The sequence below is a fragment of the Ruegeria sp. CH2 genome (assembly GCF_056537065.1).
Map to the genome: position 1 here is coordinate 21,926 of NZ_JBQFQV010000002.1, position 14,369 is coordinate 36,294.

The 14,369-nt window shown below is 58.8% G+C and carries 11 protein-coding genes; 1 reads left to right on the forward strand and 10 read right to left on the reverse strand.

The features are described from left to right. Window positions 1–267 precede the first annotated feature (267 nt). Genes ACR0M9_RS04770 through ACR0M9_RS04785 form a run of 4 tightly spaced genes read right to left on the reverse strand, consistent with a single transcriptional unit; the run spans window position 268 to window position 5,106 of the window. Window positions 268–1,719 (reverse strand): aldehyde dehydrogenase family protein, encoded by a 1,452-nt coding sequence (locus ACR0M9_RS04770; RefSeq protein ID WP_480772971.1) that lies wholly within the window; start codon window positions 1,717–1,719, stop codon window positions 268–270. A 32-nt stretch (window positions 1,720–1,751) separates the two neighbouring features. Next, on the reverse strand, window positions 1,752–3,350 hold the full coding sequence (locus ACR0M9_RS04775) for an ABC transporter ATP-binding protein (RefSeq protein WP_480772972.1): 1,599 nt from the start codon (window positions 3,348–3,350) through the stop codon (window positions 1,752–1,754). Beyond that, window positions 3,347–4,162, reverse strand: a complete 816-nt coding sequence (locus tag ACR0M9_RS04780) for an ABC transporter permease (protein ID WP_480487846.1) — start codon at window positions 4,160–4,162, stop codon at window positions 3,347–3,349. The genes ACR0M9_RS04775 and ACR0M9_RS04780 overlap by 4 nt, the downstream gene beginning before the upstream one ends. After that, window positions 4,159–5,106: an ABC transporter permease gene (locus ACR0M9_RS04785; protein ID WP_480487848.1), complete on the reverse strand. Its 948-nt coding sequence runs from the start codon at window positions 5,104–5,106 to the stop codon at window positions 4,159–4,161. Before ACR0M9_RS04785 ends, ACR0M9_RS04780 begins: the two co-directional genes overlap by 4 nt. A gap of 263 nt (window positions 5,107–5,369) precedes the next feature. On the opposite strand from ACR0M9_RS04785, the gene ACR0M9_RS04790 reads away from it, so the two are divergent. After that, window positions 5,370–6,374: a GlxA family transcriptional regulator gene (locus tag ACR0M9_RS04790; RefSeq protein ID WP_480482737.1), complete on the forward strand. Its 1,005-nt coding sequence runs from the start codon at window positions 5,370–5,372 to the stop codon at window positions 6,372–6,374. A gap of 8 nt (window positions 6,375–6,382) precedes the next feature. Here the strand turns inward: ACR0M9_RS04790 and ACR0M9_RS04795 are convergent, their stop codons facing one another. The 6 genes from ACR0M9_RS04795 to ACR0M9_RS04820 form a co-directional block, all read right to left on the reverse strand. Beyond that, on the reverse strand, window positions 6,383–6,943 hold the full coding sequence (locus ACR0M9_RS04795) for a sarcosine oxidase subunit gamma (RefSeq protein WP_480772973.1): 561 nt from the start codon (window positions 6,941–6,943) through the stop codon (window positions 6,383–6,385). Further along, window positions 6,936–9,881 carry a sarcosine oxidase subunit alpha family protein gene (locus tag ACR0M9_RS04800; protein ID WP_480772974.1) on the reverse strand — a complete coding sequence of 982 codons (2,946 nt, stop codon included), beginning with the start codon at window positions 9,879–9,881 and terminating at the stop codon, window positions 6,936–6,938. Before ACR0M9_RS04800 ends, ACR0M9_RS04795 begins: the two co-directional genes overlap by 8 nt. Further along, window positions 9,878–10,165, reverse strand: a complete 288-nt coding sequence (locus tag ACR0M9_RS04805) for a sarcosine oxidase subunit delta (RefSeq protein ID WP_267366303.1) — start codon at window positions 10,163–10,165, stop codon at window positions 9,878–9,880. Before ACR0M9_RS04805 ends, ACR0M9_RS04800 begins: the two co-directional genes overlap by 4 nt. A 13-nt stretch (window positions 10,166–10,178) precedes the next feature. Further along, entirely contained in the window at window positions 10,179–11,429 is a 1,251-nt protein-coding gene (locus ACR0M9_RS04810; protein WP_480474535.1) for a sarcosine oxidase subunit beta family protein, read from the reverse strand. A 245-nt stretch (window positions 11,430–11,674) separates the two neighbouring features. Next, entirely contained in the window at window positions 11,675–12,736 is a 1,062-nt protein-coding gene (locus tag ACR0M9_RS04815) for a ligand-gated ion channel (protein ID WP_480492766.1), read from the reverse strand. Between the two features lie 65 nt (window positions 12,737–12,801). Further along, the gene (locus ACR0M9_RS04820; RefSeq protein ID WP_480772975.1) at window positions 12,802–14,289 is read right to left on the reverse strand and encodes an ABC transporter substrate-binding protein; all 1,488 of its coding nucleotides are present in this window, start codon (window positions 14,287–14,289) and stop codon (window positions 12,802–12,804) included. Between the last annotated feature and the right edge of the window lie 80 nt (window positions 14,290–14,369).

Sequence of the window (14,369 nt, forward strand, 5' to 3'; positions counted from 1 at the left end):
CGCCCGCTTTTGGTTTCGACGCTTTTACAAGCAGGAGGCCGACAATCCAGAACAGAGCGGGAATGCCAAGCGCCACCCGGGTCCTTCATTGCGATTTTCTGGTCCTGACCCGAACGGTCTTTGCTTCAAAAGTGACTTGAGACGACAAATCACTGATACCAACCGCCCTTTGGATTGTCCGTTGCCCATTCCCTTAAAGAGATCAAGGAGATTGTTCTGGGGCGCATATGCGCGAAAGAAACGTTGATCTGACAGACCGGGGCGCTGTTACCCGTGATAGGCAGCCACTGTCTTGAGTTGCGAAAAGCCATAAAGCGCCTCAAAGCCTTTCTCGCGGCCATGGCCGGATTTGCCCACGCCGCCAAATGGCAGTTCAACGCCGCCACCTGCCCCATAGTTGTTGAGGAACACCTGACCCGCGTGCAGCCCTTTTGCCAACCGCATCTGCCGCGCACCGTCACGTGTCCAGACGCTGGCGACAAGACCGTAATCAGTGCTATTGGCTATATTTAGAGCCTGTTCTTCGGTGTCAAACGGGATCAGAACCTGGACCGGGCCGAAGATTTCATCACGGGCGAGCGGGTGATCCGGTGGCACGTTCGCAAACAAGGTGGGCCGGACATAAGCCCCGGTTTCCGGCGCATCCATTATGATCGTCCCTTCTGCCGCAATGGTCAGATCGGCGCCTTTGTCCAGAAAACTGTTTACGATCTGTTTTTGCCGCTCGGAAATCAGCGGTCCAACGCGAAGATCCTGCATCGCGGGTCCAACGCTGAGCTGTTCATAGGCCTCGGCCATGCGAGATTTGACCTGATCATAGACACCGCGCTGTACCAGAATGCGGGAGGAGGCCGAGCAGGTCTGTCCTGCGTTCTGAATGCCCGCATTCACCAGAAACGGCAGGGCGGCATCCAGATCGGCATCGTCAAACACCAGCTGCGGGGATTTTCCGCCCAGTTCCAGTGTCACAGGCACAACGTTTCGCCCTGCGGCCTGCTGCACCAATGCACCCGTGGCCACCGAACCAGTAAACGAGATATGGTTGACCCCCGGATGCCCGGACAGTGCGGCTCCGGCCTCGGCCCCCAGACCGGGCACAACATTCAGTGCACCTGCTGGCAGACCCGCTTGCTGTGCAAGATGGGCAAAGGCCAGCGCGGTCAGACAGGCCTCTTCCGCCGGTTTCAGAACACAGGCGTTGCCCATGGCCAGCGCGGCCCCGACCGAGCGCCCGATAATCTGCATCGGATAGTTCCAGGGCACGATGTGGGCCGTCACCCCATGGGGTTCGCGCAGTGTATAGACGGTGTAGCCATCGAGATAGGGAATGGTCTCACCCATCACCTTGTCCGCTGCACCCCCGTAGAACTCACAATAGCGCGCCAGCGCGATGGCATCGGCGCGGGCCTGCGTCAGGGGCTTGCCCACATCCATCGCCTCAAGCCGCGCCAGATCGTCCACCCGTTCCAGCACCAGCTGGCCCAGCCGGGTCAGGATGCGCCCACGCTCCAAGGCCGTCTTGCGCCCCCAGTCGCCCTTTAACGCAGTTCTGGCGGCGGCGACCGCCGCGTCAATATCCACACCCGAGCCGCGTGCAATCCTGCATATCTCGGTCCCGTCTGACGGGTTGGTCAACGGCAATGTTTCGCCCGATGCCGCAGGCGTCCAGTTTCCACCGATCAGGCAAAGGGTGGGGTCAAACCAGAGTGGTTGGGTCATTTTGGCCTCCATTTAGGCTCTAATAAGTAGTTTTACGCCGATAGCTTCCCGATTTCAGGCAGTTGGGGCGCGGCGGCGATCAGGGTTTGCGTGTAGGAATGCTGCGGGTCCGAGAATACCTGTTCGGTCTTGCCTTGTTCGACAATTCGTCCGGATTGCATCACCAGAACATGATCGGTGATGGTGCGCACCACGCTCAGATCGTGGCTGATGAACAGGTAAGTCAGATCATAAGCCTCGCAGAGTTCGGCAAGCAGATCAAGGATTTGGGCGCGCACCGATACGTCGAGGGCTGAAACCGCCTCATCGAACAGGATCAGTTCCGGCCGAATGATCAGGGCGCGGGCAATGGCGATCCGCTGGCGTTGCCCGCCCGAAAACTCGTGAATGTACTTGCCCGCATCATCAGGGCCGAGGCCCACTGCCGTCAGCATCTCTGTGATCCGGTCCTGGCGTTCGGAACCCTTTGGTGGCGTTTCCAACAGGTGAAAAGGTTCAGTGATCAGGCGCGCGACACGGTGGCGGGGATTGAAGCTGCCATAGGGATCCTGAAACACGACCTGCATCTTGCGACGCACCGCAAGGTTGGGCCTGTGGCCGGTGAAAACCGGCTGACCATCCAGCATAATCTGACCGGATTGGATCTCTTCCAACCCTAAAATAGCCCGTGTTAGGGTCGATTTTCCGCAACCGGACTCGCCCACCAGCCCTAAACGCTCCCCTCGGTTGAGGGTAAAGCTGACACCATCCACCGCGCGGTGGTGGCCCGGCGCGTCCAGCAGACCTTTGCGGGGAAGGCGGTAATCCCGGACGACCTGCGAAACCTCCAGAAGCGGGCGTTGCTGTGTAGGTTCAGGCAGAGTGACCTGATGTCCCGAAGCTTCGAACAACATGCGGGTATAAGGGTGCTGCATATCTCGAAACAGGTTTCGCGTCGCGCCACTTTCGACGACCTCGCCGTGACGCATGACGACAATCTGATCGGCCATGTCCGAGACCACAGCCAGATCATGGGTGATCATCAGCAGGCCCATATCATATTCGCGAACCAGCCCTTTCAGCAGATCAAGGATCTGCGCCTGCGTTGTGACATCCAGCGCCGTGGTCGGCTCATCCGCGATCAAAAGCCTGGGACGCAATGCGATGGCCATTGCGATGACGACACGCTGACGCTGCCCGCCCGACAGCTCATGCGGATAGCGCGACAGAGGAAACCTGTCGGGCGGCAGTCCAACCCGCGTCAGCACCTCGGCAGCGCGGGTCCGGGCCTGAGCAGGAGGCATCGCCTTGTGGATCAGGATGGTCTCCATCACCTGATCGCCGATGGTTTTCACCGGGTTGAGCGCCGTCATCGGTTCCTGAAATACCATCCCGATGGACGCGCCACGCAAGGCGCACATCTCGGCCTCGGATTCGGAAAGCAGGTCAGTGCCATCCAGTCGGATTACGCCGTCTGCCGTTGCCCCGTTTGGCAGAAGCTGCATCACAGCCAGTGCTGTCATGGATTTGCCCGAGCCGCTTTCACCTGTCACCGCCACGATCTGGCCCGGGTCGATGGACAAGTTGACCCGCTTCAGGATCGGCACCCCGTGGATCGACAGGGACAGGTTTTCGACTTGCAGCAACGTCATGCCCGCGCCACCCTGATCCTTGGGTCCAGCCAGTCGCGCAGACCATCACCCAGCAGGTTCAAACCCAATACCGTGACAATAATCGCCAAGCCCGGAATCAGAGCCAAATGCGGGGCAAAACTGACCATTGTCTGCGCGTCCGCCAGCATCCGGCCCCAACTGGGCGTCGGCGGCTGCGCACCCAGACCGACATAGGACAGGCCCGCCTCGGCCAGTATGCCCAGCGAAAATTGGATGGTGCCCTGAACGATCAGCAAGTTGGCGACATTAGGCAGGATGTGTTCGGCTGATATCCGTGCGGCACCTTTGCCCGACACACGGGCGGCAAGGATGAACTCGCGCTCCCACAGCGACAATGCGGCCCCTCGGGTGATGCGGGCAAAGACGGGGATGTTGAAAATACCGATCGCAATGATCGCGTTGATGGCACCGGCACCGAACACAGCCGTGATCAGGATGGCGATGACCAGCGAGGGAAAGGCAAAGACCAGATCGTTGCCACGCATGATCACCTCATCCAACCACGACCCTTTGCGTGCGGCGGCTGTCAGGCCAAGGGGTACGCCCAGCGCCATGCCAATCCCCACGGCCACCAGAGCCACCGCAATCGAAGTGCGTGCACCGACCATGATCATCGAGAACATGTCGCGGCCGAAGTGATCTGTTCCAAACCAGTGTTGTGCATCGGGCGTCTGAAGTTTGTTGGGGATATCCAGCGCGGCATAGTCGTAGGGTGTCCAGACAAACGAGATCAGCGCCGCCAGCACCACCAGCGACGACAGCGCCGCGCCCAGAATCAGGTTGCGGCTCATGACCGGCTCCTCAACCGTGGGTCAACGGCTGCGTAGGCCAGATCCACCAGAAAATTCACGGTGATCACCGCAAAGACCAGCAGCATCACCACCGATTCAACCACGATCAGATCGCGGGCCGAAATGGCCTGAAACACCAACCGCCCGAGGCCCGGCAGGTAGAACACCTGTTCGATGATGATCGACCCGGCCAGCAGGAAGGAAAACTGCAAGCCGATGATCGTCAGCACGGGGATCAGCGCGTTCCGCACCCCATGCCGCCACAGAGCCTGACGACGCGACAATCCCTTGGCCCGCGCGGTGCGCATGAAATCCTCACCCAGAATATCCAGCAGCGCGGATCGCATAACGCGGGCCAGGATCGCGGCCTGAGGAAGGGCCAACGCAATGGCGGGCAAAGTCAGCGAACGCAGCCCCGCCCAAAGGCCCTCGCCCCAGCCAACAAACCCACCGGCATTGAACCAGCGCAGGTTTATGGCGAAGATCAGCACCAGCATCATCGCGAACCAGAAATTGGGCACAGCGATACCAAGCTGTGTCGCCCCCATCACCGCCAGATCCCCGGGCTTGCCCCGGCGCGCGGCGGCATAGATCCCGGCAGGAAAGGCGATCAGCGTGGACAGCGTGAGCGCATACAAAGCCAAGGGCAACGATACCCACAGCCGGTCCGCAATCATCTGCGACACCGGTGTGCGATAGGTGTACGAGGTGCCGAAATCTCCGGCTACCATCCCTCCGACCCAGTTGAAATACCGCTGCACCCTGGATCCATCCAGACCCAGTTCAGCCCGCAGCGCGGCCAACGTATCCTCCTGCGCGTTGACACCCAGCATGAACGATGCCGGGTCCCCCGGTGCGACCTCGATCACGGCGAAGATGACCACCGAGGCGACGGCAAGGCTGGCAAGCAATGAGATCAGTCGTTTAAGGGTATAGCGAAGCATTGAGGCCACGTTAGGGTCTCAGCCGTCACGGGTCCAGCATCTACGGCATCGGCAGACCGGCAAATGGCGCTGCGCAACCTTTGTTCCTTTCCGCCTGTCAATCCGAATGCAGGACCTGACCCCGATTTTCACCATGTTTGTTGCGCGTTTTTTCGATTTCGCACGTTCCGTGATTTGCTACACTTGTTCGAACCGTTTCCGCAGGCCAGAGCGGCCAAGGAGCAATCCGGGCCAAACCAGGATTTACTGATAGTGTAGCGCTCATGCTGACAGAAAATAGAATTGAGATCGGGTTTCTGCTGTTCGATGGCTTTCCGATGGCTTGCCTGACCTCGGTCATCGAACCGCTGCGCGCTGCAAATGAGATCGCCGGGCAAGAGGCATTTCGCTGGTCTCTTGTGGCGGAAAACGGGGGAAAGGTCAGCTCCAGCGCTCATGTGCGTTTTGAGGCTGAACGCAACCTCGCAGACTGTAAGCCGATTGATATTCTGTTCCTGCTCAGCAGTCCGACCTCGGGCTTCAGAAACCCTGCCCAGGGGAATGGTGCGTTGAGGGCTTTGTCACGCCACGGGACAATTCTGGGCGGTATCAGCGGCGGCGTTTTCCCGCTCGTGCGGTCGGGAGTCATGACTGGCCATCCGGTATCGGTGCACTGGTGCTACGAAGCCGCGTTTCTGGCCGAGTTTCCACAGATCGATGCAAGGCGCGAAGTGATCGTGTCGGATGCCACGCGGTATACAGCGGCCGGGGCGGCGGCCGCGTTTGATCTGGCCCTGCATCTGATTCAGGACCGGTTGGGCGGCGAAGTCGCGCATGAGGTGGCCTGCTGGTTCCAGCATCCGATGATGCGAGGGGAAGGTGTTCAACAACAGGTGCCCAGTGCAAGCAAACCTGCCACTGGTGAAAAGCTGCCGCCGCTTGTGGCCCGATGTGTCGACCTGTTCGCAAGCCGTATCGGCAATCCAATCTCGATCGCGGACATAGCGGATCAAACGGGCGTCACCCCCCGCCAGATCGAGCGCGCCTTCAAACAGGCCACAGGGCAAAGCCCCAGCCATTATTTCCGCTCCATGCGGATGAAGGCGGCCCGTCAGATGGTTGTCTATACCAAGGACCCTATTGCCGACATTGCCGCGGCCATCGGATACAGCTCGGTCACGCCGTTGGTGACGCACTACCGATCTGCCTTTGGTTTGAGCCCCAGCGAGGACCGGCGACGGATCAACCGGTTTCGGGTCGAGGATAACGCCCCGCTGCCCTCAAGCTGATCTTGCCTTCAAAGCGCCGATTTCATTGCGGCCACAATCGCATGATGCAGTGACCCGGCAGACGATCTTGGCCCGTAAATACTGAACGAACCAGAAGCACGGCACAGGACGAAACACCCCAGGTGATGGATAGACGTGCGGGATGCGGCACCGACCGCCATTTTTCGGCAATCCAGATTGCTTAGCAATTCCAGCACTTCTAACACGCCATCTCCGTCCAGATCAAACCTGACCCATGCGTCTGTCTGTTCGGAAACCGATGCGTTGTCCCCAGTGCTTTCTTTTACCAGACGCGCCAGATCTTCATGTGTCTCAAAGGGCGCTTCGATCATCCATTGATCAGGCCCGGTCCAGAAGGCAACGATCGGCCCGCCGGTAAACTTACCAACGCCAGGCGTTTCCACCCCGATCAATTGGGATATGGCGCTCCGGGTCTTGTCTTCCCGACCCTGCCGAGCGGCGACCGAGGCCAGCGCCACACCCGGGGTTTCGGTACAGGTCACGCTTCCGACCCTGTCGATCTTGGGTTCGGTTTCACCCAGCGCGGTTATTGCTACAAGATCATGCACGGAGCCGTTCTCCCTCAGGGTCGACGAAATGGGCCGAGACGATTTCAACCTCGACCGTCAGATCGGTCACTGGCGACACAAGGCGCATCTTTTCACCCTGACGTGTGCCGCCGTTTTTCAAGAAGCCAAGGCCGATATGGCTGTCCAGCGACGGCGAAAATGCCGCCGATGTGACATAGCCCTGATCATGGGCAGCATCCACGGGACCCGTGGCATCCATCAGATGCCCTCCGGCGGTTACCTTGTCGCCAGCGTTCACAGGCTTGATGCCAACCATCATCAAAGCGTCTGGTTCGTTCAGCCCTTCACGCTCGGACAGGATTGAGCCGATGCTGTCTTTATTCTTGGATACCATCCGACCCATTCCAAGGTTCAGGGCGGTGGTGGTTCCGTTCAACTCGTTGCCTGCGGCGTGACCCTTTTCGATCCGCATGACGCCCAGCGCTTCGGTGCCGTATGGTACGACATCGAACTCTTCGCCTTCCTGCATCAAACGCCGCATCAGCGCGTCGCCGTATCGCGATGGAACCGCGATTTCAAAGGCCAATTCGCCCGAGAAGGAAATCCGGAACAACCGCGCCCGCAACCCGCCGCATACGGTGATGTTGCCGCAAGCCATGAACGGGAAGCCTTCGTTCGAGATGTCGAACTCGGGATCCACGATCTTTTGCAGCAGTTTGCGCGAATTGGGTCCGGCTACCGCGTATTGTGCCCAGGCTTCGGTGGTCGAGATCAGCTGCACATCCATGTCCGGGAACAGGCATTGCCGGACAAATTCCATATGCTGGTAGACCTTGACCGCATTGGCTGTTGTGGTGGTGACCACGAAATGATCCTCGGCCAGACGCGCGGCGGTGCCGTCATCCATCGCAATTCCGTCTTCGCGCAACATCAGCCCATAGCGGGTTTTGCCGACGGCCAGCTTGGCAAATCCGTTGCAATAGACCCTGTTCAGGAAATCCGCCGCATCCGCACCCTGAACATCAATCTTTCCAAGCGTGGTGCAGTCGCACACCCCGACCGAGGCACGGGTCTGGCGCACCTCACGGTCCACGGATTCCCGCCAATGGGTTTCACCGGGCAGCGGGAACCACTGTGCGCGCAGCCAATTGCCGACCTCGACAAACACCGCGCCGCGTTCCTTGGCCCAGTAATGTGACGGGGTCAGGCGAGTTGGATGAAACTCTTTGCCTTTCATCCGGCCAGCAAAGGTTGCAATCGGAACGGGCGTATAGGGCGGGCGGAAGATCGTTGTGCCGGTTTCCGGAATGGACTTACCTGCAAGTTCGGCCATGATCGCAAGCCCGCCCATGTTCGAGGTCTTGCCCTGATCGGTGGCCATGCCCAAGGTGGTATAGCGTTTCAAGTGCTCGACCGAACGGAACCCTTCCTGATGGCTGAGCTTCACATCCTTGACGGTCACGTCGTTCTGCTGATCCAACCACGCGCGGCTGCAACCCTGAACATACCAGAACGGTGTCTGCGAGATCGGGGTATCCTCGGCCTTAGGCAGATCGGACAGCGGGCCTTGCAGGCCCAGCGCCTGCGCCGCACCTTCTGCCCCGGATTGCAGGGCACCATGGGTGGACATCACACCATTCGCCGCCCCTGCGACGGACAGCTTAGGCGGCAAGTCCGCGCCGGGCACGAAAGCCGCCAGATCGTCGTTCCAGGCGGGACGCCCCCGTTGGTGGCAGGTCAAATGCACGTTGGGGTTCCAGCCACCCGAAACGCCAAGCGCCCCGCAGTCCAGCGTGCGCGACGATCCGTCTGCCAGCTCAACCTCGACAAAGGTCAGCCCCAGTCGGCCTTTGGTGTCCCTGACCTGCGCGCCGCGCAGAACTTCATATTCATGGCTGGTCGGGGCGTCGTCACGGACGTCGACGACAGCAGCAATCCTGACACCTTTTGCGTGCAGGTCCGCAGCGGTGCGGTGGCCGTCATCGTTGTTCGTAAAGATGGCGACACGTTGCGCCGCCGTGGTTGCAAACCGATTGGCATAGGTGCGCAACGCACTTGCCAGCATGATGCCGGGTCTGTCGTTGTTTTCAAACGCGATGGGCCGCTCGGTCGCGCCAGCGCACAATAGGGCGCGTTTGGCGTAGATGCGCCAGAGTATCTGGCGCGGTTTACCGGAAGGCAGAGAAGCAAGATGATCGCCCGTCCGCTCAACTGCGCCATAAATGCCGTGATCAAAGGCACCGATCACGGTCGTGCGCGGCATCAGGCGGACGTTGGGCATTGCTGACAGTTCAGCGACACTCTGCTTAATCCAATCGGTCGCATCGCCGTCGTTCAGCGAAAAGGTTTCACTGTTGAGCCGCCCACCAAGTGCGAAATCCTCATCCGCAAGAATGATCTCGGAACCGGCCCGGCCTGCCGTCAATGCCGCCATCAGTCCGGCTGGACCCGCGCCGATAATCAGCAGATCGCAATGTCGAAACCCCTTGTCATACTCATCGGGGTCTTCCTGCATCGACAATGACCCAAGACCGGCCGCGTAGCGGATCATCGGCTCGTACAGCTTTTCCCAGAACGCGGCAGGCCACATGAAGGTTTTGTAGTAGAACCCCGCCGTCAGAAAGGTCGAGAATCTGTCGTTGATCGCCAGAGCATCGAATTTCAGGCTGGGCCAGCGGTTTTGGGAATGGGCTTCAAGCCCCTCGAACATCTCAACGGTCGTGGCACGGGTGTTGGGTTCCTGACGGTTGCCGGTGCGCAGCTCGACAAGGGCGTTGGGTTCTTCCGAACCGGCAGTCAGCACGCCACGCGGGCGATGGTATTTGAACGACCTGCCCATCAGGCGCACGCCATTGGCCAGAAGGGCCGAGGCCAGCGTATCGCCCGGATGTGCATGGTAACTGCGATTGTCGAATTTGAAATTCAGGGTTTTGGTGCGGTCGATCTGACCGCCGCTCAGCCTGTTGTCTTGAGTCATTTGGAGCGCCCCTGTGCCCGGGCCACGTCACGGGCCAGTTCCACTTTGGAAATCTCATGTGTCGCGGTATTGCGGGTCACGACCAGCCAGGATCGGTCGCCCCCCTCGTGGAACCACAACTCGCGGTGTTCGCCAGCTGGATTGTCGCGCAGATAGGCGTAGTCAAAAAACGCTTCGGCCGCGTCTTCGGCCTGCCAATCGGGCCTGTTGATCAGCGAAGCGTCTCCCAGATAGACGAATTCGGAACTGTCACGCGGGCCCAGCAAGGGGTGATGGATGATCATGGTGCTGCTCCCCTCAGTGCAGGTTGGGCTGGTTGCCCATACCTTTTTCGTCGATCATGCGGCCAGTGCGGAACCGGTCGAACCGGTAGGCGGTGGCCGTCGGGTGCGGTTCATCCTTTGCCAGCAGATGCGCAAAACAATACCCCGACGCCGGAGTTGCCTTGAACCCGCCGTAACACCAGCCGCCGTTGAAATAGAGGCCATCGATGCCGGTCCGGTCGATGATGGGCGATCCATCCATGGACATATCCATGATCCCGCCCCACATCCGCAGCAGGCGCGCGCGACCGATCATCGGCATCAGGGCCATGCCGCCCTCGCAGACATCTTCGACCACGGGCAGGTTGCCGCGTTGTGCGTACGAATTGTACCCGTCGATATCGCCACCAAAGACCAGTCCGCCCTTGTCGGACTGGCTGACATAGAAATGCCCCGCGCCAAAAGTGATCACCCCGGGCAGAACCGGCTTCAGACCTTCTGACACGAAGGCTTGCAGGACATGGCTTTCGATTGGCAACCGCATACCCGCCATGCCCATGACACGCCCCGAATTTCCGGCCACGGCACAGCCAACCTTGCCTGCGCCAATGAACCCTTTCGACGTCTCAACCCCCAGACATTTTCCGTTTTCTATCCGGAAACCGGTCACTTCGCAGTTTTGGATGATATCGACACCGTGGCTGTCTGCTGAACGGGCATATCCCCAGGCCACCGCGTCGTGCCGAACCGTGCCACCACGCCGCTGGGCCAGCCCGCCCTTGATCGGGAACCGGGCATCGTTGAAGTTCAGGAACGGGTATTCCTTGCGCACCTGTTCGGCATCCAGCAGCTCGGCATCCGCGCCGTTCAGGATCATGGCGTTGCCACGTCGCGTAAAGGCGTCTCGCTGTGCGTCTGTGTGGATCAGGTTGATGATCCCGCGCTGGCTGACCATCGCGTTATAGTTAACGTCCTGCTCAAGACCTTCCCACAGTTTCAGCGAGAACTCGTAGAAAGGTTCGTTGCCGTCCAGCAAATAATTCGAGCGGATAATGGTTGTATTGCGCCCGACATTGCCGCCACCGATCCAGCCTTTTTCAATCACCGCCACATTGCGGAGGCCAAATACCTTGGACAGATAATGCGCCGTTGAAAGGCCATGACCGCCACCGCCGATGATGACAATGTCGTAATGTGGCTTGGGCTCCGGCTCGCGCCAGGCCGGTGTCCACCCTTTGTGCCCGGTAAGAGCCTCTTTGATGACCTTGAAACCAGAGTATCGCATGAATCGGACCTTTTTTTTCAGAATCCGCGAAAAAACCGAATTTGGATACTCTAGAATCCGACATCTGTTGTGTTGAATCAGACACCACGACAATCAGCGGTGCATGCTTAATCTTGCGATTTTTACTGTTGCTGGCAGCGCGCGGTGTCCGCCACGCCGTCCTGCTGCGCCGACAAGGGTCAGAACAGCCGGTAGCCAAAGCTATACACGCGATTTCAGAACCACATAGTTGTGGGGTTCAGCGCCTAAGACGTCATCAGAAAGACAACGACGGCATAGCCGATGATGGCGGCATATCCCAACGGGTAAATCCATTTGATCGCGTAATTGTCGAGCTTTCTGGCCGTCTCTTCCCGACCGGAAACTTTCAATTTACGCAACATCACGCTGAAGACGATAATCGTTCCTGTCATCAGGAACATGCATTGCAGTATGAAGTCCAGAAACGTCAGATAGCCAAGCTTGGGCAAGTCAGCGGAAATGGCCCAGTTGAAGGCCACAAAGACTAACAGGTTGCCGCCTGCGATCTCGATCCGTTTTCGGTATTCATCCAGAAAGAAAAGCGCCCATCCTACCGTGATCAGCACCAGCATCGGCAGGAATATGCGGATGGTGTAATATGTCAGGTGCCGGGTGCCTTCGAAGACAAGTTCGACCCGGTCGCTTTCGTTTCCTGACAAACCGGTCGTCGTTGACGTCAGAGCCCTGGCATTGCCAAGTATCCATTCCTCTTCGCCCAGCATATCACCCAGGCCGGAGTATTCATCAAGCGAGTGATAGTGAACGAATTGCGAAGGAAACACCGATACGACCTCGAAGTGAAATTCCTGCGTATCGAACGGGTATTTGCGAAAGTTGAAATGCGGAGCCTGCAAGGTCAGCGAGGATTTTTCGACAAAAGTCACATGACCATCATGACGCACGGCAACTGCGGATTCATGAATCCATCGATTGGACTGTTGGTTATGGATAACAAAAGCCGGGGTTACCACATCCAGCTCAGCGGCGTATTTCACGAAAGCGGGCGGTTCAAAAACCCGAAAATCACGACCAAGGCTTTCCGCATCAAACGCCAGCTCCGGGTCTGTCCATTCGAACCGCAGTACAACCACGGCACCATAGTTTTCGGATTGCTGATCGACACCGGTAATCTGGTCGATCTTGATACCAACCCCGACTTTCAGCGGGTTGTCCGGGGTTCCCACCAGCGTATCCTGCTGCCCTTGGAACAAGCCCTGCGCAAAAACAGCGCCTGGAAGGACAGACGCGAAAAGCAAAAGAACGAAACCTGCAAACAAGCTTTTCATGATCGTTAGAAACGCATTTCGCGATGGTGAGACTGGGCCTGAAAAGCAGGCCCAGTCAACTGATGTCATTCAGACCAGGAAATGGCGGTCAGGTCGATTGCCGCAGTTGGTGCGTTCTCCCACAGGCCCTGAACACCGGCCTTGGCGACGCCCAGCTTGGCCAGCTGGAACAGGTACCCGTTGACATAATCGTTCGAGATGAGGCGCTGCGCCTCACCCAGAAGACGGGTCCGTGCCTCGGGGTCGGTGGTGGTGTTCAGCGTCTCCATCAGCGTCTGAAAGTCGATGCTGTCATACTGGAAGTAATAGTCGGGCCGCGCGTAGATGCCGATATCCATCGGTTCGGTGTGGCTGACGATGGTCAGACCAAATTCCTTGCCCTTGAAAACCGATTCCAGCCACTGGGCCCATTCGACGTTGATGATCTCGGCCGTGATGCCGACCTCGGCCAGCTGTGCGGCGATGATTTCACCGCCCCGGCGCGCATAAGATGGCGGTGGCAAGTGCAGAGTTGTCTCGAACCCGTTTTCAAACCCGGCCTCTGCCAGCAAGGCCCTGGCCTTTTCGGGATCATACGCGGACTGGCCCGTCAGATCGACATAAGCGGGGTTGTGTGGCGCAAAATGCGTGCCGATTGGGGTGCCGTATCCGAACATGGCGCCGTCGATGATGGCCTGTCGGTCAATCGCATGGGCCAACGCCTGCCGGACACGAATGTCATCGAATGGCGGTTGTTTGTTGTTGGTGGACAGGATCGTTTCACCCTCGGTCGATCCAACCAGAACCTGAAACCGCGGGTCAGCCTCGAACTGAGGCAGGTTCTCCGGTGCCGGGAAGTTGTCGAACACGTCCACATCTTCGGCCATCATGGCCGCAAATGCGGCGGTCGGGTCCGAGATGAATTTGAACGTCGCAGTCTCTAACGCCGGTTGGTCGCCCCAATAATTGGGGTTGCGGTTCAGTGTTATGCTGTCGCCCTGAACCCAGTCGCCAACGGTAAAAGCGCCGGTGCCAACCGGGTTTGTCTTGATGTTCTCAATGCTTTCGGGCGCGACGATCACCGCGTCACCCCAGGCAAGGTTGAACAGGAAGTTGCCGTTCGGATCGGCCAGGGTGATCCTGACCGTCAACGGATCCACGGCCTCGACGCTTTCGATCCCTGCAAACAGAGCTTTCTGCGCGTTGGCGCTGTCCTCGGCCGTGGCCCGGTCAAGGCTGAATTTAACATCCTCGGCATCCATGGTCGTGCCGTCATGGAAGGTCACGCCGTCGCGCAGTTTGAAGGTATAAGTTTTGCCGTCTTCGGAAATCTCCCAGCTTTCCGCAAGGCCGGGCACGACCGAGCCGTCGCCCATGAAACGGGTCAGACCTTCGAAGATGTTGGTATAGACAACCGAATCGATGGCCTGAGCTGCTGCGCTGGTCGGATCCAGATGAGGGGGTTCCAGCTGCATGGCGATGGTGATGTCGGATTTGGCCAAAACCTGCGTCGCCAACAGGCTGGCGCCGATCGCCACGGTCGACGCGAATGTCCGAAGCACGTGTTTTGTCATGTGAACTCTCCCAACTAAAATCTGCGCCCATGTTTTCCGGGCCGTTTTATCGGCAGTGTTCCTTTAAACCTGAGGTCAAT